Annotated in this window: 14 protein-coding genes and 3 pseudogenes; 14 read left to right on the plus strand and 3 right to left on the minus strand. The window is 61.7% G+C overall.

Translation table 11 applies throughout. The annotated features are described in order from the left end of the window. Positions 1-2: 2 nt before the first annotated feature. A pseudogene (locus tag THECO_RS22645) lies at positions 3-788 on the plus strand (winged helix DNA-binding domain-containing protein); the annotation flags it as partial. 179 nt (positions 789-967) lie between these two features. Here THECO_RS22645 and THECO_RS22650 read toward each other — a convergent pair. Together THECO_RS22650 and THECO_RS02110 are read right to left on the minus strand one after the other, a co-directional pair. Next, on the minus strand, positions 968-1258 hold the full coding sequence (locus THECO_RS22650) for a chemotaxis protein CheB (protein ID WP_083883033.1): 291 nt from the start codon (positions 1256-1258) through the stop codon (positions 968-970). Positions 1259-1340: 82 nt separating this feature from the next. Continuing rightward, a complete protein-coding gene (locus THECO_RS02110; RefSeq protein ID WP_052835800.1) occupies positions 1341-1916 on the minus strand; it encodes a hypothetical protein in 576 nt (191 codons plus the stop codon). 138 nt (positions 1917-2054) lie between these two features. Between THECO_RS02110 and THECO_RS02115 the strand changes: the two are divergent. Continuing rightward, positions 2055-3686 (plus strand): annotated as a pseudogene (locus THECO_RS02115) (glycoside hydrolase family 127 protein); the annotation flags it as partial. On the opposite strand, the pseudogene THECO_RS20910 reads toward THECO_RS02115, so the two are convergent. After that, positions 3675-4238, minus strand: a pseudogene (locus tag THECO_RS20910) (IS256 family transposase); the annotation flags it as partial. The pseudogenes THECO_RS02115 and THECO_RS20910 sit on opposite strands and share 12 nt — an antisense overlap. A 292-nt stretch (positions 4239-4530) precedes the next feature. Between THECO_RS20910 and THECO_RS02120 the strand changes: the two are divergent. From THECO_RS02120 to THECO_RS02175, 12 genes are all read left to right on the plus strand, one after another. Further along, positions 4531-6270, plus strand: a complete 1740-nt coding sequence (locus THECO_RS02120; protein WP_015253419.1) for a sensor histidine kinase — start codon at positions 4531-4533, stop codon at positions 6268-6270. Further along, positions 6263-7540 carry a response regulator gene (locus THECO_RS02125; protein ID WP_015253420.1) on the plus strand — a complete coding sequence of 426 codons (1278 nt, stop codon included), beginning with the start codon at positions 6263-6265 and terminating at the stop codon, positions 7538-7540. Before THECO_RS02120 ends, THECO_RS02125 begins: the two co-directional genes overlap by 8 nt. 6 nt (positions 7541-7546) lie before the next feature. Further along, entirely contained in the window at positions 7547-8911 is a 1365-nt protein-coding gene (locus THECO_RS02130; protein WP_015253421.1) for an ABC transporter substrate-binding protein, read from the plus strand. A gap of 152 nt (positions 8912-9063) precedes the next feature. After that, entirely contained in the window at positions 9064-10908 is a 1845-nt protein-coding gene (locus THECO_RS02135; RefSeq protein ID WP_015253422.1) for an ABC transporter substrate-binding protein, read from the plus strand. Between the two features lie 44 nt (positions 10909-10952). Beyond that, positions 10953-11963, plus strand: a complete 1011-nt coding sequence (locus tag THECO_RS02140) for an ABC transporter permease (protein ID WP_015253423.1) — start codon at positions 10953-10955, stop codon at positions 11961-11963. A 1-nt stretch (position 11964) separates the two neighbouring features. Beyond that, a complete protein-coding gene (locus THECO_RS02145) occupies positions 11965-12801 on the plus strand; it encodes an ABC transporter permease (RefSeq protein WP_015253424.1) in 837 nt (278 codons plus the stop codon). Positions 12802-12804: 3 nt separating this feature from the next. Continuing rightward, on the plus strand, positions 12805-13860 hold the full coding sequence (locus THECO_RS02150; RefSeq protein WP_015253425.1) for an ABC transporter ATP-binding protein: 1056 nt from the start codon (positions 12805-12807) through the stop codon (positions 13858-13860). Continuing rightward, positions 13847-14650 (plus strand): ABC transporter ATP-binding protein, encoded by an 804-nt coding sequence (locus THECO_RS02155; RefSeq protein ID WP_015253426.1) that lies wholly within the window; start codon positions 13847-13849, stop codon positions 14648-14650. Before THECO_RS02150 ends, THECO_RS02155 begins: the two co-directional genes overlap by 14 nt. A gap of 71 nt (positions 14651-14721) precedes the next feature. Beyond that, on the plus strand, positions 14722-16965 hold the full coding sequence (locus THECO_RS02160; RefSeq protein WP_041854078.1) for a beta-glucosidase: 2244 nt from the start codon (positions 14722-14724) through the stop codon (positions 16963-16965). Between the two features lie 184 nt (positions 16966-17149). Continuing rightward, positions 17150-17860: a lantibiotic protection ABC transporter ATP-binding protein gene (locus THECO_RS02165; protein WP_015253428.1), complete on the plus strand. Its 711-nt coding sequence runs from the start codon at positions 17150-17152 to the stop codon at positions 17858-17860. Next, entirely contained in the window at positions 17857-18615 is a 759-nt protein-coding gene (locus THECO_RS02170; protein ID WP_015253429.1) for a lantibiotic immunity ABC transporter MutE/EpiE family permease subunit, read from the plus strand. Before THECO_RS02165 ends, THECO_RS02170 begins: the two co-directional genes overlap by 4 nt. 2 nt (positions 18616-18617) lie before the next feature. Further along, the gene (locus THECO_RS02175) at positions 18618-19394 is read left to right on the plus strand and encodes a lantibiotic immunity ABC transporter MutG family permease subunit (RefSeq protein WP_015253430.1); all 777 of its coding nucleotides are present in this window, start codon (positions 18618-18620) and stop codon (positions 19392-19394) included. Positions 19395-19404 lie beyond the last annotated feature (10 nt).

Consider the following 19404-nt stretch of genomic DNA (forward strand, 5'->3'; position numbering starts at 1 on the left):
GGATGCGGAATCTGCTCATCAGCGGTCCCAAAACGGAGACGCCCGCCGACGTCGTCCGCCGGCTCGGCGCCCTGCAGGCGCAGGATTACGCGCAGGCGACATGGGCGATCGGCCTGCGCACGGAAAGCGCGACTCTGGCCGATGTCGAGCGGGCCATCGCCGATCGGCGCATCGTGCTCACCTGGGCTTTGCGCGGCACGCTGCATGCGGTGCCCGCCGAAGACGCGCGCTGGATGGTCCGGCTGTCCGCTCCCCGCGTGCTCGCCCGCGACCGGCGCAGACAGCGGCAGCTGGAGATTGACGAACGGCTGATCGCGCAATGCGGCAGGCTGATCGAGGGCGCGCTGAAGGATCGGCAGCGGATGACCCGCGCCGAATTGACGGAGCTGCTGGAACAGGCGGGGATCAGCACCAGGCAGCAGCGCGGCTACCACATCCTGTGGATGTTGGCCCATGCCGGGCTGATCTGCCCCGGGCCCCTTGAGGGCAGGCAGCAGACGTTCGTGCTGCTGGAGGACTGGGCGCCGAATCCGCGCGAACTGTCCGGAGAAGAAGCGATGCGGGAGCTTGCGATCCGGTATTTTACGGGACACGGTCCGGCGACTTTGCATGACTTCTGCTGGTGGTCGGAGCTTACGGTCACGGAGGCGAAAAAGGCCGCGGCGGACGCGGACGGCGTGCTTTTTTGCGAGACGATCGGCGGAACGGCATACTGGTCGGGCGGAGACGGAGCGGACAGCGAGGGACCGCCCGATGTCGCGCTGCTGGCGGGGTACGATGAATATTTGCTCGGCTACAAGGTGGCCGGTCCGGTTTCCGCGGTCCGTCCGGCGTCGGCCGGCGGCCCGGCGTCGACCGACGGCCCGGCGCCGGCGGCCGGAGTCCGGCCGGTTTCGCCGCTTCCGGACCGCTCCTTGAAGGCTGCCTCACCGAATCGATCCGGCACGCGAACCCTCCTCTCACACCATTACAAGAACGACATAATGCTGGAGAACATGGCGGGCAGCGCCGCCTGCGCGTCCGAGAGCCCCGCCTCGTGCACGACCTTCGGCATGCCGTATACGACGCACGATTCCTCCGCCTCCGTCAGCACGAGGCCGCCGTGCGCCTTCACCCGGCGGCACCCCTCGAGTCCGTCCTGGCCCATGCCGGTCAGCACGACGGCCAGCATCCGGTTCCGGTAGATCGGCGCCGCCGAGTTCAGCGTGACATCGACGGACGGCCGGTACAGCATGTTCGGCTCTTCGTCCACATGCATATACCTTCTTCATGCAGCGGACGATGTAGCTGGGATGGTAGTGCAGCCGTTCGCCAAGCGTCTCGTTTGTGATGTTTTCCCGTTAATGCTGTTGGAGGAAGAGGGCGGCGCGCCCGGCGACGCGCGTGGCCGGCGTCCCGGCGGACCCGGCCTGCCCCTGTTCGAGCAGGGCGAGCAGTTGAATCAGGAGCTGCTGCTTCTCCCAGAACCCCTCGCCGATCGGCATGTCCGCAAGCCGCCGCATCCGGTCGAATGCGGGTCGCGGATCGGGCAGGCGCGCATATTTCGGCAGCCGGATCACCCTCGGCCGGTTGAAGGGGGACACATGCAAGGACTCAACGCCATCGGCCGTACCGGCCGTCTCGCGCCAATCCGGATGCTCGAAATGCACCCACCAGAAAGTCGTCTCTTCCCCGCACGGCCTTACCGCGTAATGATGCCCCCGGGGCAAAAGAATCAGCGCCTCCCCTTCGCGCAGGCTCCATTCCCGCCCGTTCTCCCCGATATGAAGCGTCCCGGACACGCCGATGAGCAGATCGAACACGCCGAAGTCGGCGCGGTTCGGATGCCGGTCCCCGGGCCGGAACACCGCGAGCCCCGACTCCAGACAGTACGGAAGCGGCGGCGCCGTCAGCTCGATGCAGACGGTTTCGCGCATGGTCTGCCTCCCCGACGATACAAGTCTCATTTTTTATAGGAAAAAGCGCAATCCTTCACTGGTCCATCCCCACATTACCGCATATACTCGCCTGTGTGAAGGGTCAAATCGTATCAGAACCGGGAAGGCGGGAACGGCATGGGCAAACCGGACATTCGCATACGCGACGATTTCTGGAGCGGCTATCAGGACCTCGTGACGGACACGGTCATTCCGTATCAATGGGAGGCGCTGAACGACCGGATCGAAGGGGCGGAGCCGAGCCGCGCGATCCGCAACTTCCGCATCGCGGCCGGGCTCGAGGAAGGCGAGTTCCACGGGTTCGTGTTCCAGGACAGCGACCTGTACAAATGGCTGGAGGCCGCGGCGTACTCGCTCCGCTTCAGGCCGAATCCCGAACTGGAGCGGACGATGGACGAGGCGATCGAACTGATCGGACAGGCCCAGCACGAGGACGGCTACATCAACACGTACTATACGATCAAGGAACCGGACAACCGATGGAAGAATCTGTACGAGGCGCACGAGTTGTACTGCGCGGGGCATCTGTTCGAGGCGGCGGTTGCCTGTCATGAAGCGACGGGCAAGCGTCGGCTGCTCGACATCGCGTGCCGGTTCGCCGATCACATCGACCGCGTGTTCGGACCCGGCAAGGGGCAATTGCGCGGCTGCTGCGGGCATCCGGAGGTCGAGCTGGCGCTCGTGAGACTTTACGGCGCGACGGGCGAAGAGGGGTATCTCTGGCTGGCGAAGTTTTTCGTGGACGAGCGCGGGAAGGAGCCGAACTATTTTCTGGAGGAGTGGAAGCGGGGGCGGCCGCCGATCTGGGGTTCGGGCAAGCCGAATCTCGAGTACAACCAGGCCCATCTGCCCGTGCGCGAGCAGACGGCGGCGGTCGGCCACGCGGTGCGCGCCGTGTATCTGTACAGCGCGATGGCCGATCTCGCCCGGTTGACCGGCGATTCCGGCCTGCGCGAGGCGTGCGGGCGGCTCTGGTTCAACGCGACGAAGAAGCGGATGTACATCACGGGCGGCATCGGGTCGACGCACAACGGCGAGGCGTTCACGTTCGATAACGATCTGCCGAACGATCTCGCGTACGCGGAGACGTGCGCGTCGATCGTGCTGATCTTCTGGGCGCGGCGGATGCTGCGGCTCGAGGCGCGGAGCGAGTACGCCGACGTGATGGAGCGGGCGCTCTACAACACGGTGCTCGCCGGCATGGCGCGGGACGGGAAGCATTTCTTCTACGTCAACCCGCTGGAGGTGTGGCCGGAGGCGAGCCTCAAGAACCCGGACCGCCGCCACGTGAAGCCCATCCGCCAGAAATGGTTTGGCTGCTCCTGCTGCCCGCCGAACGTCGCGCGGCTGCTCGCATCGCTCGACGACTACATCTACGACATCGACGAAGCGGCGGGCAGGGTGCATGTGCACCTGTACATCGGCAGCGAAGCGCGGTTCGCCGCGGCGGGGCGCGAGGTGACGCTGCACCAGCGCTCGGGGCTGCCGTGGGACGGCACGGTGACGTTCGGGCTGTCCGTCTCCGGCGGGGGCGCCGTCCGGCTGGCGCTCGCGCTGCGCGTGCCGGACTGGTTCCAGACGGCGGAACCGGTCCTCGCGGTGAACGGGGAAGCCTGCCCGTACCGGATGGAAAAAGGCTACGCGGTCGTGGAGCGGGAGTGGGCGGACGGCGACCGGGCGGAGTGGAGGCTGCCGATGGAGACGGTTCTGGTCGGCGCGCGGCCGGAGATCCGCGCGAACGCCGATCGCCAGGACCAACGCCATGTTGCATACCCGTCCGCCTTCGCGTACTTTGGGGAACGTCGCATCCAACCAGACATAGGGGTAGGCCGCATCCAGCGGTCGTTCCTTGAAAGCCAGAACCACCTCGTCCAATTCTTTGCAGATGCGCGAAACCTCACTTTTGCTGATGCCCTGCATGCCCAGTGCTTCGACGAGTTCGTCCACTTTACGCGTACTCACGCCGTGGACATACGCCTCCTGAACCACGGCCAAGAGGGCTTTTTCCGCACGCCGACGCGGTTCCAGCAAACTGGGGAAGTAACTTCCTTGTCTCAACTTGGGGATCCGCAGTTTCAGCGTTCCTACCCGGGTATCCCAATCACGTTCCCGGTACCCGTTGCGATAGGTAGTTCGTCCTTCGTTGCGCTCATAACGTTCTGCGCCGATTTTCGCGGAGACCTCCGCCTCCATGAGGGATTGAACCAACACCTGAAGAGCTTCTTTCAAAAAGTCGACATTGCCATCAGCACCACACTTGCGCAAAAGCTCCAAAAGTGCGATTCTATCTATAGAAGCCATCGTGTGAGACCTCCTACTATGTTGATTGATGTCTCTATAGTAGAATCCACACGATGGCTTCCCTTTTGTCAAGTGACCGCCATCATTTTTACACCACTACTCGGGATTGTAACCGTTTTTGCGTTTCCGGTGATTTTATATTGCCTTAACGCGCACGATCGATTATGTTTGATCTTACAAGAACGCCGAAAGGCAGCTTTTTTGTTGGAATGTATTCCAGATCCTGTATTTCTGTAAGCGGTTACATTTCGGCCGGATTGCTTTTCAAACCGGGCAGCGACGGTGTTGTGACATGGCAAACAGACGTTTTGTCGGCATACGCACCAAAATCATGGTCTTCGCCGTGATTCTGACGGTGTGTCCCATTCTGATTGTAAGCGGTTTCTCCTATTTCGAGGCGGGAAAAGTCGTCCGCAACCAGGCCATCGAGCTGAATCTGGCCAACGCGAAGCAATTCTCCAACACGCTGGACATGATCATCAACGAAGTCAACACCATCTCGCTCAACCTGATTCAGAACAGCGAAGTGATCGCCTATCTTTCGGCCCCCGATGCCGAGGCGAGGCAGCAGTATTACGCGCGGATCCTCTCCATCATGAACGAACAGGCCTTCAACAAGAATTATATCTATTCCATTTACATCCAGGATTTGAGCGAGACGGGGATCGACAATCGGGGCGTGGTCAACCGCGTTCCCGGCGACAGGCTGATCCGCGCGAAGGACCTGAGGGGCAGGGACAGCTGGTATTTCGACATCGTGTTCGTGCAGGGCAAAGAAGTGAACGTCATCACCATGATCCGCGACATCCGGGACATCCACAATATCAGCCGCTCCCTGGGCATCCTGAAAATCAACCTTCTCGAAAGCAGCATACGCGAATTGTACAGGACGAAGGCGCAGGATCAGAGCCTCTTCTACCTGATCGACCGGGACAAGGTCGTCCTGTCGTCGCTGTCGGACGAAGAGATCGGGAGAAAGATCGGGTCGTTTCCGTTGCCGTCGGACATGGATGGCCAACCGGAAGGAACGTTCAATACAAGCGTTGACGGCCGGGATTACCTCGGCGTCTTCTACCGGATGGAGGCGCAGGACTGGTACATCGTCGAACTGACGCCCTATGAGCAGATTTCGAAGCCCGGCGAGGTCATCAAACAGGTCACCGTCTATTCCATCGCGGCCAGTCTGGCCGTCTGCTTCGGATTCATCCTGCTCTTCGGATACCGCGTGCTCGAGCCGCTCAAGCAGCTTCGCATCCTGATGAAGCACGTGGAGCGGGAACAGTTCCAGGAGATGAAGGTGCGAGGCAACGACGAAATCGCCCTGCTGACCCGCAGCTTCAACCGGATGTCCCAGCGGCTGAACGAATTGATCAACGAAGTCCACGTGTCCAGGATCAAGCAGAAGGATGCGGAACTGAAGGCGCTCGAAGAGCAGATCAACCCGCATTTCCTGTACAACACGCTGGATCTCATCTACTGGATGAGCCGGATGGAGAAGGCGTTCGAGACGGCTTCCATGGTGAGCGCCCTGTCGCAGCTGTTCCGGATCGGCCTGAACAGGGGGAGCCGGTTCACGACGGTCGGGAAGGAGATCGAGCATATTCACTACTACATTCAGATCCAGCAGAAGCGCTACGAAGAGGTGATCGTCTTCTCGGTATCGGTCGAGCAGGATACGCTGGATTGCAAGGTAACGAAGATGGTGCTGCAGCCGGTGGTGGAAAACGCGATCCGCCACGGCATCGAGCCGAAGGGCGCGAGCGGCCGGATCGACATTCGCGTGTTCCGGGACGGCGACGATCTCGTCTACCAGGTGCGCGACGACGGGGTCGGCGCCGACGCGGCGGCCATACAGGCGGTGCTGGACCAACCGGCGAAGGACCAGCGTGGACTCGGGCTGAAGAATATCCATGACCGGCTCAAGCTGAATTACGGCGCCCGCTACGGCGTGACGTTCGAGAGCGCGCCGGGCGAAGGAACCACCGTGACGATCAGGCAACCCTACGAGAAAGGATCGGTGCAAGATGTATAAAGTGATGGTGGTGGACGACGAAATCATCGTGCGCAGAGGCATCATGACCTCGATCGACTGGCCGAGCCACGGCATCGCGATCACGGCGGAGGCGCGCAATGGCAAGGAAGCGCTGATCAAGCTGCAGAGCCACCCCGTCCATCTGATTCTGGCGGACATCCGGATGCCCGTGATGACGGGAATCGAACTGGCCAGGGCGGTCAAGTCCGAATATCCGGACATCGAGTTGATTCTGCTGAGCGGATATGAAGATTTTCAATATGCGAAGGAAGCGATGTCGCTCGGCATTCGCCATTATCTGCTCAAACCGGTCCAGGCCGAAAAGCTGGTCGAGCTCCTCGTCGAATACCGCGATCGGGAGAGACACAAGCGGCTGACGAGGCAGCGGGAATTAATCCGGAACATGCTGTTCAACGAGCAGCTTCCGCACATGAAATCGAAGCTGATGCACAAGCTGCTCGACCGGCGGGCGGATGCCGGGGAGATCCGGGAGCAGGCGGCGACGCTGCGGATTCCGCTCGACGGACCGGCCTACCGGGTGCTGGTCGTGAAGGCGGACGGGAACCGGCTGTTCGCGGAGCACATGACCAGGAAGGAACAGGAAGCGATGGCGTTTGCCTTTCTCAACATCGTGGAAGAGACGCTGCTCGCCCGTTTTCCCGGATTCGTCAGTTACGCGGAGCCGAACACCGTGATCGGCCTGATCAACCTCCGGCCGGAAACGCCGGTCGGGGACGTCTGCGAAGCCGTGCGGACCAATCTGTCGACTAACCTGAGACTGCCCGTCTCGGTCCGGCCCGGTCGTTCCGTACACACGCTGACCCAGATCGCCGATTCTTACGAAGACGCGCTTGGCGCCCTGTCGTGCGGCGCGTGCCGCGAAACGGACAGCCCCGGCGCGTCGGCGGAAGAAGCGAAGGTTCACTCCCGGCTGGTGAAAGAGGCGGTTCGCTACGCCATGACCCATTACGGCGAACCGATCGGACTGTCCGAGACGGCCGAGCACGTCTGCGTGACGCCGGCCCATCTGAGCAAAGTGTTCAAGGAAGAGATGGGCGAAAATTTCATGCGGTGGCTGAACCGGATCCGTGTCGAAGAGGCAAGGCGGCTGCTGGACTCGACCTGGCTGCGAACCTATGAGATCGCGGAGAAGGTCGGTTTCAGGGATTACAAGTATTTCTCGTCGATCTTCCGGACCTATACCGGTTGTTCCCCCCGGGAATACCGGAACCGTCGGTCCGAATCCTTCAACGCCGATGGCAGAGGTTGATCGGTCATGCGTCAGAGGCTGATTGCGGCAGTTCTTGCGGTCGTCATGCCGATTTCGGCATGGTTGCTGGCCGGTTGCGGGGCCGCGTCCGATTCTCCGCGGCAAGCCGGTTTCGAAGTCAAATTCCCGGGCGACGCTCCGTCTCCCAAAATCACGTTGACGCTCGCGCATTCCTGGACGGCGACGTCGACGACGGCCGTCGATGTCGTTCACCGGAAGCTGGTGGAACAGTTCAAGCAGCAGAATCCGGATATCGAAATTTCCGAGGATATTCTTGACAATGCCTCGCTGAAGACGAAGATCCGGACGCTTGCCGCCGGCAACGTGCTGCCGGACGTGTTCATGATGCTCGGCTCGGACGCCGAAAAGCTGCTGGACAACGGCCTTATCATGCCCGTCGACTGGGTGCTGAACACGGATCCGGAGTGGCGGGACAGTTTTCATCCCGAAGCCTTCGAAGATTTCCGGGTCGGCGATGTCATCGCGGGCGTTCCGGTCCAGCTGACGGTCTCTTCCCTCGTGTTCTACAACAGCGAGATTCTGAGGCGCGCCGGTTATATCGAGTTTCCCCGGACCTGGGACGAATTCGTGGACGCCCTGCAGAGAATCAAGGAACTGGGGACGACGCCGATCGTGATGGGCAACAAGGACCAGTGGGTGGCGGTTTCCAGCCTGCTCAGCACGCTGGCGGACCGGCATACCGGCACGGACTGGTTCATGTCGCTCAAAGAGAACAGCGGCGCCAGATTTACCGATCCGGAATTTGTCAACGCGCTCAAGGCGATCAGGGAACTGTCCGATATCGGGGCGTTCAACGCCAGCATCAACAACCTCAACAACAATCAACAGCGGACGGCCTATTACGTCGGACAGGCGGCCATGTTCCTGGAGGGCGGCTGGGCGATCTCGTCCGTCGTCGCCGACGCGCAGAAACCGGTCCTGGATCAGACCCGTCTGGCCATTCTGCCGGCGGTGCCCGGAGGCCGGGGCAAGCCGGACGCGGTCTCGGGCGGATCGGGGTGGGCGCTGGCGCTCAACGCCAATCTGAGGGGGGAAAAACTGAATGCGGCGGTCCGGCTCGTGAAATGGCTCACGGGCGAGAAAGCCGCGGGCATGCTGGCGGAGCTGGGCGACATCTCCGTGTCCCGCGTGACCAGCTACGACCGCAAACAGGCGCCCGCGCTGTTCGCGGAATACCTGGACCTGCTGGAGAAAGTGGACATGACGCCCGTCTATGACGTGCGGCTGCAGCCCATCGTCGTGCAGACGCTCAACGAGGGACTGCAGGAACTGCTGACGCCGGGCTCGAAGCTCGAGCCCGAAGAATTGGCCCGGCGGATTCAGGAGGTTTACGAGCTCGAGCAATACTGAAGCAATACTGACGGCCGACAAAAAAATTGGATATTATCACAAAATTCAAGGATGTTCGCGGGCGGGGCCGCAGTCCTATACTCGTGAATGTAAGCGTTTACCTCCGCGGGGGACAAAACGCGAAACTACAACCAGAGGGGGAGATGAAAGCAATGAGGCTGAAAAAGGCTTCGATTCTGTTCGTCTGTCTGGTGATGATCTTCTCGCTGCTTGCCGCATGCTCGAAGTCGTCATCTCCCGGATCGACGCAGAATACGCAAACGGGCAGCACGTCCTCGTCCGGCGGATCCTCGTCCGATTCCGGCTCCAGCGATTCCGGAGGATCTTCGGGCGGCGCGTCGGGGTCGGGAGAAACGCCCCGGAACGAAACGCTGTACATCAACGGTTTGCAGTGGGGCGCGCCGACCAACTTCAACCTGCTGAGCGGCAACCCGGCCTTCCCGATCAACTACGGGAACTCGCGGGAACTGGTGTATGAGACGCTGTTCATGATCAACATGCTCGACGGCAACCTGGAGCCGTTGCTGGGCACTTCCTACAACTGGGTGGACGATCTGACGCTGAAGATCGAACTGCACCCGGAAGCGAAGTGGAACGACGGCACGCCGTTCACCTCGGAAGACGTGGTGTACACCTACAAGCTCGGTCAACGCTATGAAATCAACTGGACCAGCTATTGGGATTACATCCAGGATGTCGTGGCCGAAGACGCTCACACGGTCACGATCAAGATGAAACCGGACAACCCGAACAGACTGGTCGTGCTGGAGAGCATCGAACTCATCCCGATGTTGCCGAAGCACATCTGGGAAGCCATCGAGGAGAAAGCGGGCTACGATCTCGCGGCCATCCGCAGAGAGCCCAACGACAATCCGGTCGGCACCGGACCGTACAAGCTTTATTTCTATAATGACCAGAAGATTACGCTCATCCGCGACGACAATTACTGGGGGCAAGTCCTGTTCGGCAAGCTTCCCGCTCCGAAATACATCACCCACAACATCTACAAGGACAACGCGGCCGGCGATCTGGCCTTCAAGAACGGCGAGGTGGACGTGTCGCAGCAATTCATTCCGCAAGTGTGGAAGATGTGGGAAGACGGAGCGCCGATCAAGACGTATCTGAGCGAAGCGCCGTACTATCTGCCCGGATCGATGCCGTCCATCTTCTTCAACACGACGGTTCCGGGTCTCGACAATCCGGACGTCCGGAGAGCCATCGCGATGGCGATCGACTATGCGAAGATCGCGGAGCTGGCGATGAGCGGCTATTCCGCTCCGATGAAGCCGTCCCTGCTGCTCGACACGCCGGCGGAAAACAAGTTTATCGACCAAGACGCGATCAAGCCGCTGCAATGGACGACCGACGTCGACGCCGCGAACAAGCTGCTCGACAGCATCGGCGCCGAGAGGGGCAAAGACGGCATCCGCGTCCTGAACGGCGTCCGCCTCGGGCCGTATGAAATCGAATGTCCGTACGGCTGGTCCGACTGGAACGCCGCCCTGGAGATCGTCGCGCAAAGCGCGAAGGCGATCGGCATCGAAATCCGGACGAAGTTCCCCGAAGCTCCGGTGTGGACGAACGACCTGCAGACCGGCAAGTTCGACATCATCATGAACACGCCCGCAGGCAACGTGACGCCCGCCAACCCGTGGAGCCGCGCGCGCACGATCATGTACTCGAAGGGCGTCGCGCCGATCGGCGAAATGGCGTTCTGGAACTGGGGCCGCTACAAGAACGAACGGGCGGACGAAATCATCGAGAAGATTCCGACGGTGTCCGATGCCGAAGCCAAGGCGCTGTACACCGAACTGACGCAAATCTGGCTGAAGGACGTTCCTTCCGTCCCGCTCATGTATCGTCCGTGGGTCTTCTACACGGTCAACGAATCGGTGTGGAAAGGCTTCCCGGTCGATGGCGACGGCAGCAACATTCCGCCGCAAATCGCAATGGACGGAGCCGGCGTCAAGGCGCTGTATCAAATCTCGAGCCAATGAACGCTTGATGCCAATTCACACTTGAACGCGGGGGTATAGACGTTTTGAATGCCTATACGAAATATTTCGTCAAGAAAGCGGGATGGTATCTGGCGACCCTGATCGTCGCGCTCATGCTCAACTTCCTGCTGCCAAGGCTCATCGAAGGCAACCCGGTCAGCACGATCGCTTCCCAGGTATCGCAGGGCATGACCGACAGCGACTCGATCAAGCGCGTGTACGAGAACTTCGCGCGAGAGTTCGGGATCGACAAACCGCTTATCGTCCAGTTCGGCATCTATCTGAAAAACCTGCTTACAGGCGATCTGGGCACTTCGTTCGGACTGTATCCCCGCAAGGTGTCGGATATTCTGGGGTCCGCCGTCCCCTGGACGGTCGGACTCCAGCTTCCGGCCATCCTGGTCGGCTGGATCCTCGGCAACGTGCTCGGCGCCGTGGCGGCGTACCGCAAGGGCGTATTCGACAAGGTCCTGTTCCCGGTCGCGCTGTTCATCAACTCGATTCCGTTCTTTACGCTGGCCATCATGATGCTGTACCTGTTCGGCATCACGCTGAAGTGGTTCCCGATTTCCGGCGGCTATGATTATCAGATGGTCCCGAATCTCAGCCTGGAATTCATCTGGTCGGTCATCCGGCACCATACGCTGCCATTCCTGTCCATCGTGCTCGTGACGATCGGCGGTCAGGCGATCGGCATGCGGGAGATGGCCATTTACGAGCTGAACTCCGATTACGTGCTGTACAGCAAGCTGCTCGGCATTCGGGATTCCCGCGTCGCCCGGTACGTCTTCAGGAACGCCATGCTGCCCCAGATTACGGGGCTCGCCCTGTCGCTCGGCACGATGATCGGCGGTTCGCTCATCTGCGAAATCGTCTTCAGTTATCCGGGCATCGGCACGTGGCTGTTCACCGCCATTCGCCAGCTGGATTACCCGCTCATCTCCGGGTGCACCCTGCTGATCGCGGTCACCGTGCTGCTGGCCAACTTCACGGTCGAGATCATCTACGGCATCGTCGATCCGCGAATCAAGGCTGCCCAAATGGAGGAAGGTTGAGATGGGAAGCACAGTCCGTATTTTGCTGCGATCGCCCAAATTCCTGATCGGCGCGATCATCACGTTGCTCATGACCGCGTTCGTGCTGATCTACCCGCTCATTAATCGGGCAGACCCGTTCGAGATGAAGGCGCTCGCCTTCCAGCCGCCCAGCTCCGAACTGTGGCTGGGATCCGACAACTTCGGCCGGGATCTGTTCCTGGAACTCGTATACGGCATCCGGACTTCCGTCGAGATCGGCCTGATCGCCGGATTGATCGCCACCGCGATCGGACTCGTCATCGGCCTCGCTTCGGGTTATGTCGGGAGATGGGTTGACAACGTCCTGACGGCCCTGACGAACATGTTCATCGTCATCCCGTCGTTCGTGATCCTGATCCTCATCTCCGTCAGCATTGATTCCCGCAGCGCGTTCATCGTGGCGCTCATCATCGGGCTCACCAGCTGGCCGTGGACGGCGCGGGCGGTCCGGGCGCAGACGGTGTCGCTGCGCAACCGCGACCACGTCAATCTCGCCAAGATTTCCGGCCACAGCACATTCCGAATCATCGTGTTCGAGATCCTGCCGTATATCGCTTCTTATGTGTTCATGGCGTTCATTCTCCAGGTCGCGTCCGGCATTCTGGCCGAAGCGTCGATCTCGATGCTGGGGCTCGGACCGTACGACACCATTTCGCTCGGCACCATGATGAACTGGGCGCTCATCTTTGCGGCGCCGGTATCCGGAGCCTGGTGGGCCTTCATTCCGCCCGCGCTCGTCATCGCCGTGATCACGTTCGCGCTGTTCCTGATCAATACGGGAATGGATGAAATTTTCAATCCGAAGATAAGGAGCTAGCCCATGGAACCGAACACGCTGGAAATTGCCCGGGGCGAGGTTTCCGCTGCCGGAAACACGGTTCTGGAAGTCCGGGATTTGAAGACCTATTACAGAACCCGCCTGAAGGAAAAGGTTTTTGCCGTGGACGGCGTCAGCTTCACGCTGGAAGAAGGAAAAACGCTCGGCATCGCCGGCGAATCGGGCTGCGGAAAATCGACGCTGTCCATCAGCCTCATGGGGTTCTACTTCCCGCCGCTCCATTATGACAGCGGCTCCATCATCATCGGCGACACCGACATCATGAAGCTGAGCAAGGAGCAGCTGAGGAAGCAGATTCTGGGACGGAAAATCGCCTATATCCCGCAGGCGGCGATGAACGCGCTCAATCCGACGATGAAGATCATTCATTTCATCGAAGACATCATGAAGGAGCATCGTCCGGAACTCGACAAACGTCAGGTCCGGGAGCTGGCGACCGAACGTTTCGAAACGCTGAACCTGTCGCCGAAGGTTCTGGATTCCTTCCCGAACGAGCTGTCGGGCGGGATGAAGCAGCGGACGGTCATCGCCATCTCCACGATTCTCAATCCGACCGTCCTGATCGCGGACGAACCGACTTCGGCGCTGGATGTCACGTCCCAGAAGGCGGTCATCAAACTGCTCAAGGATTTGCTGGCGAAGCAATTCATCAAGTCGATGATTTTCATCACCCACGAGCTGCCGCTTCTCTATCATGTCGCCGACGAGATCATGGTCATGTACGCCGGCGAGATCGTGGAGCGGGGCACGTCGCAGCAGATCGTCTTCGATCCGCTTCATCCCTACACGAAGCGTCTGATGGGCTCGATCATCGTGCCGGAGCACGGCATGAAGGCCCAGAAGCTGGCCGCCATTCCCGGCGCGCCGCCGAATCTGAAACACAAGATCGTCGGTTGCCGGTTCGCGGACCGGTGCCTGTACACGACGGACGCGTGCCGGCAGGGGAAGATCGAAAACCGGACGTCGGGCAATCGCGTGTACCGTTGCCACGTCGACCCCGGCACGCTGAAGGAGTGGTATGCGAATGAAGAGGCCTGATGTGCTGCTCAGCGGCAAGAACGTGACGAAGGTGTTCGGATACGGGAAGAACAAAAAAACGGCCGTCCACGACGTCAGTTTCGATTTCCATGAAGGCGAGATCGTCTCGATCGTCGGCGAAAGCGGCAGCGGCAAGACGACCCTCGCGAAAATGCTGCTGGGGCTGCTGAGCGAAACAAGCGGCGAAATTCTGTACAAGGGCCAGCCCAGAAGCCTCAAGAGCCACGCGGACCGGAAAAAGTACTGGAAAGACATCCAGGCGATCTTCCAGGACCCGTTCTCGTCGTTCAATGTCTTCTACAAAGTGGAGAGGCTGCTTCGGGATTGCATCAAGCTGCAGGGACTCAAGCTGTCGGAAGAAAAACAGCTCGAGATGATGAAAGACGCCTGCTCGTTCGTCAATCTGAAGTTCGAGGAACTGCACAACAAATATCCGTTCGAACTTTCCGGCGGACAGATGCAGCGGCTCATGATCGCGCGAATCTTCATGCTCCATCCGAAAATTCTGATCGCCGACGAACCGACGTCCATGATCGACGCCTGCTCGCGGTCGACCATTCTCGATATGCTGCTCAAACTGCGGGAAGCGAATAACATGACGATCATCTTCATCACGCACGATGTCGGGCTCGCCTATTACGTCAGCGACACGATCTACATCATGGAGAAAGGCCAGTTCGTCGAGAGCGGTCCCGCCGATGAAGTGATCCTCAATCCGCAACATCCGTACACGAAGCAGTTGATTTCCGACGTGCCCAAGATTCACGAAGAATGGAATCTGGCCATTTGACGTCGCGACGGCCAGCATGCGGGAGGGACCATGAGTTGAAGACAAGGGATGTCCGCGAACTTGTGCGGCAAATGACATTGGAGGAGAAGGCGTCGCTGCTGTCCGGACGGGACTTCTGGACGACCAAGCCGATCGAGCGTCTCGGCATTCCGTCCATCATGATGACCGACGGGCCGCACGGGCTGCGGAAGCAGCGGGCCGACGCCGACAACCTGGGATTGTTCGACAGCGTGCCCGCCACCTGCTTCCCGACGGCCGCCGCCCTCGCCAGTTCGTGGGACCGCGACCTCATCCGGCAGGTCGGCGAGGCGCTCGGCGAGGAGTGCCAGGCCGAAGATCTGGCGATTCTGCTCGGACCGGGCGCGAACATCAAGCGCTCGCCGCTGTGCGGCCGCAACTTCGAATATTTCTCGGAAGACCCGTACCTGTCGTCGGAAATGGCGGCGAATCACATCCTCGGCGTGCAAAGCCAGGGCGTCGGCACGTCGCTCAAGCACTACGCGGCGAACAACCAGGAGCACCGCCGAATGTCGGTCGACGCGGTCGTGGACGAGCGGACGCTGCGCGAAATTTACCTGGCCAGCTTCGAGGGCGCGGTCAGGCAGGCGCAGCCGTGGACGGTCATGTGCTCGTACAACAAGGTGAACGGCACCTACGCTTCCGAGCATCCGGAGCTGCTGACGACGATTCTGAAGGAAGAATGGGGCCACGAAGGCTTCGTCGTCTCCGACTGGGGAGCCGTCAACGACCGGGCGGCGGGCGTCGCCGCCGGGCTGGAGCTGGAGATGCCGGGAAGTGGGGGCATCAACGACAAGAAAGTCGTGGAAGCGGTGCGGAGCGGCGCGTTGCCGGAAGCGGCGCTGGATGCGGCGGTCGAACGGCTGCTGGCGATCATTCTGCGGGCGGCCGACAGCCGGAAGCCGGGCGCGACCTACGATGCCGACGCGCATCACCGGCTGGCGCGCAAGGCGGCCGGCGAGAGCATGGTGCTGCTGCGCAACGAGGACGGCGCGCTGCCGCTGGCGAAGTCCGGCCGGATCGCGGTGATCGGGGAGCTGGCGGTGAAGCCGCGCTACCAGGGCGGCGGCAGTTCGCACGTCAATCCGACGCGGCTGGACCATCCGCTTGAAGAGATCCGCCGTTCGGTGGGCGACGCCGAAGTCGTCTACGCGCAAGGGTACGCGCTGGCGCGGGACGCGGCGGACGACGGGCTGGTGGAGGAGGCGCTGCAGGCGGCCGCATCGGCCGACGCGGCCGTGATTTTCGCCGGCCTGCCGGAGAGCTGGGAGTCGGAAGGGTTCGACCGCACCCACCTGCGGATGCCGGACAACCAGCAGCGTCTGATCGAGGCGGTGACCGGCGTCCAGAAACGGGTGATCGTCGTGCTGGCGAACGGCTCGCCGGTGGAAATGCCGTGGCTCGACAGCGTGAAGGCGGTGCTGGAAGCCTACCTGGGCGGCCAGGCAATGGGCGGCGCGGTGGCCGACGTGCTGTTCGGCGACGTCAACCCGTCGGGCAAGCTGGCGGAGACGTTCCCGAAGAAGCTGTCCGACAACCCCTCGCATCTGAACTTCCCCGGCGAGGGAGACCGCGTCGAATACCGCGAAGGGCTGTTCGTCGGCTACCGGTACTACGACGCGAAGGAGATGGAGGTGCTGTTCCCGTTCGGCCACGGTCTCAGCTACACGACGTTCGCCTACGAGAAGATCGAGATCGACCGGGAGCGGATGAAGGATGACGAGACGGCGGAAGTGCGCGTCACGATCGCGAACACCGGACAGCGGGCGGGCAAGGAAGTCGTGCAGCTGTATGTCCGCGACCGGGAGAGCACGGTCATCCGGCCGGTGAAGGAGCTGAAGGGCTTCGCGAAGGTGGAGCTGCAGCCGGGCGAGCGGAAGACGGTGACGTTCCGTCTGGACAAGCGCGCGTTCGCCTATTGGGAGCCGAAGATCCACGATTGGCGGGTGGAGAGCGGCGAGTTCGACATCCTCGTGGGCGCTTCGTCCCGGGACATCCGGCTGGAGGCGACCCTGTATGTCGAATCGACCGTGTCCCTGTCCTGGGAGATTCACCGCAACACGCTGATCGGCGATCTGCTGGCGGACGAGCGGACGGCGCCGTTCGTGAAAGAGCTGCTGCAGAAGCATTCGCCGTTCGGCCAGGCGGCTCAGTCTCAGAATGAAGAAGTCGCGGCGATGTTCCAGGCGTTCCTGAAGTACATGCCGCTGCGCAACATCGTCCGGTTCAATCCGGACGGGTCGGATCTGGACAAACTGATCGCGGAATTGAACCGGCGGGTATCCGCAGCCTCGTGATGCGGCGCCGCCGTGACAACGAACGGGCAACCGCTTCGGGATGCCGCTTCATGCGGCATTCCGGGGCGGTTGTTTTTGATTGGCGGGCGTTTTGCGAGGCGCGCTTTATCGTTTCTTTATTTTTCCCTGATACGCTTCAGACATGGCAGGCAAACTACATGAATGAAGCAAAGGGATGAGAAACATGACCCATGTATTGCAAACCGACCGCGTCAGCAAGCGGTTCGGGCGCGCGACCGTCGTCGACGAAGTGTCGCTCGCCGTGCGCGAAGGCACCGTCTACGGTCTGCTCGGACCGAACGGCGCCGGCAAGACGACGGTTCTCAAGATGATCGCGGGATTGCTCCGCCCGACCGGCGGACGGATCCTGTTCGGCGGCGAACCGTGGAGCCGAAAGAGCCTCGCGCAGATCGGAGCGCTGATCGAAGCGCCGGCGCTGTACGGCAATCTGACCGCGCGGGAGAACCTCAAGGTGCACACGTTGATGCTCGGGCTGCCGGACAGCCGCATCGACGAAGCGCTGGAGACGGTCGGCCTGGCCGGCGTCGGGCGGAAGCGCGCCTCGCAGTTCTCGCTCGGCATGAAGCAGCGGCTCGGCATCGCGATCGCGCTGCTCAAGCGCCCCCGGCTGCTCATTCTCGATGAGCCGACGAACGGGCTCGATCCGGTGGGCATCCAGGATCTGCGCGAACTGATCCGCTCGTTCCCGGCTCAGGGGATCACCGTGCTGCTGTCGAGCCATGCGCTGAACGAAGTCGAGCAGATCGTCGACGACATCGGCATCATCAGCGGCGGGAAACTGCGCTATCAGGGACCGTTGGACAAAAACGCCGATCTGGAGGCGCTGTTCATGGAAGTCGTCCGCGCCTCCGACAGGAGGGCGGGCGCAAGATGAAGAACCTGATTGCCGCCGAACGGCTGAAATACAAGCGCAGCTTCGCCAAGAAACTTGCGCTGGCCGCACCGCTCTTCTTCGCGCTGTACGGCGCCGTCATCCGCTTCTACCTGCCGGATCAGACCATGCTGCCCTGGCGCGCGCTGCTCGCCATGATCTTCAACTGGTGGCCGGTGCTGTTCGTCCCGATCGGGGTTTCGCTGCTCTGCGTGCTTGCGGAAAACCGGGAGAAGAAAGCGGGGAACTACCGCAGCCTCCGCGCCAACCCGATCAATCCCGGGAAGCTTTGGCTGAGCAAAATTGTTGTGCTAGGCTATTATCAGTTGCTGTCGTCCGTCGTGCTGATCATCGCGGCCGCAGCGGCCGGTCTCCTGACGGCAGGCGGAAGCGTTCCGCTGATGAAGATCGCGGCGGCCAGTCTGCTGATCTGGCTGGTCTCGCTCAGCCTTATTCCGATCCATCTGTTTGCGGCGGCCCGTTTCGGCGCCTTCGGGGGCCTTGCGCTCGGCATCGCGGCGATGCCGGCCGGCGTGCTTGCGGCGGCCAAGCCGTACTGGATCGCCGTGCCGTGGAGCTGGCCGACCCGGCTCATGGCGCCGCTCATCGGCGTGCATCCGAACGGCGTGCCGCTTCAGCCGGGCGATCCGATGCTTGAGCCTTCTACCATCCCGCTCGGCATCGCGGCATCGCTGCTGTTTCTCGCCGCATCTTCCGCTCTGACCGCCGGCTGGTTCGCGGGCCGAGAGGTGCGGTGACCATGACGGAACTGCGCCGAAGGAAACCGTATCGAAGCATGCCGGCCGTGACGATGCTGCGCCTGTTGCGGGCGGATTGGATGAAGACGAGGCGGACGCCGCTCCGCTGGGCCGTCATGACCGCTCCCGCGGCGTACGCGCTGCTCTTCCTCTGGTATATGTCGCAATTGCCGGTCAACGCGGCGCAGCGGATGCCCGGCGTTTTCCTCGAAGTCTGGACCGTGCTGTTCCCGCTGGCCATCGGAGCGCTGGCCGGACTGTTCAGCCTGCAGGAGGAACATGCGGGGCATTACAGCGCACTGCTCGGTTCCACCGCATCCAGACCGGTCGTCTATGCCGCCAGATTGCTGCTGCTTGTGCTCATCAACGCGGGCGGCCTGCTGTGCGCGGCGACGATGCTGCTGCTCGGCATGCGGTTGATCCCCGGGCTTGCCGCGGCGGATGCCGGGCTGTTCCATGGCGGCGCGCTGCTCGCCTTCGCCGGCGCGCTGCCGCAGATCGCGCTGCACCAGTGGCTCGGCCTCGCCCTCGGATGGGGCGCGAGCGTCGGCATCGGAGGAGCCGGGCTGCTGACGGCGGCGATCGTCGGCGCAACCGGCGTCGGGGATCGGATCTGGCCGCTTGTGCCGTGGGCATGGCCGGTCAGATTGGCGCAGATCCCGGCGGAGCCGGATGCGTTGACCCGCGGACTGCTGCCGGCCCTGCTGCTCTTCGCCGTACTTGCGATGGGCGGCGCAGCGTGGTTCGGCCGATGGGAAGGGAGGCGCGGCGAAGACTGATGATGGGGGA

The sequence above is a fragment of the Thermobacillus composti KWC4 genome, from assembly GCF_000227705.2.
Lineage (GTDB): Bacteria > Bacillota > Bacilli > Paenibacillales > Paenibacillaceae > Thermobacillus > Thermobacillus xylanilyticus.

Coding starts and splice junctions, on each gene's coding strand:
- THECO_RS22650 (WP_083883033.1), bottom strand. CDS start 1,258: ATGCATGTGGACGAAGAGCCGAACATGCTGTACCGGCCGTCCGTCGAT.
- THECO_RS02110 (WP_052835800.1), bottom strand. CDS start 1,916: ATGCGCGAAACCGTCTGCATCGAGCTGACGGCGCCGCCGCTTCCGTAC.
- THECO_RS02120 (WP_015253419.1), top strand. CDS start 4,531: ATGGCAAACAGACGTTTTGTCGGCATACGCACCAAAATCATGGTCTTC.
- THECO_RS02125 (WP_015253420.1), top strand. CDS start 6,263: ATGTATAAAGTGATGGTGGTGGACGACGAAATCATCGTGCGCAGAGGC.
- THECO_RS02130 (WP_015253421.1), top strand. CDS start 7,547: ATGCGTCAGAGGCTGATTGCGGCAGTTCTTGCGGTCGTCATGCCGATT.
- THECO_RS02135 (WP_015253422.1), top strand. CDS start 9,064: ATGAGGCTGAAAAAGGCTTCGATTCTGTTCGTCTGTCTGGTGATGATC.
- THECO_RS02145 (WP_015253424.1), top strand. CDS start 11,965: ATGGGAAGCACAGTCCGTATTTTGCTGCGATCGCCCAAATTCCTGATC.
- THECO_RS02150 (WP_015253425.1), top strand. CDS start 12,805: ATGGAACCGAACACGCTGGAAATTGCCCGGGGCGAGGTTTCCGCTGCC.
- THECO_RS02155 (WP_015253426.1), top strand. CDS start 13,847: ATGAAGAGGCCTGATGTGCTGCTCAGCGGCAAGAACGTGACGAAGGTG.
- THECO_RS02160 (WP_041854078.1), top strand. CDS start 14,722: ATGACATTGGAGGAGAAGGCGTCGCTGCTGTCCGGACGGGACTTCTGG.
- THECO_RS02165 (WP_015253428.1), top strand. CDS start 17,150: ATGACCCATGTATTGCAAACCGACCGCGTCAGCAAGCGGTTCGGGCGC.
- THECO_RS02170 (WP_015253429.1), top strand. CDS start 17,857: ATGAAGAACCTGATTGCCGCCGAACGGCTGAAATACAAGCGCAGCTTC.
- THECO_RS02175 (WP_015253430.1), top strand. CDS start 18,618: ATGACGGAACTGCGCCGAAGGAAACCGTATCGAAGCATGCCGGCCGTG.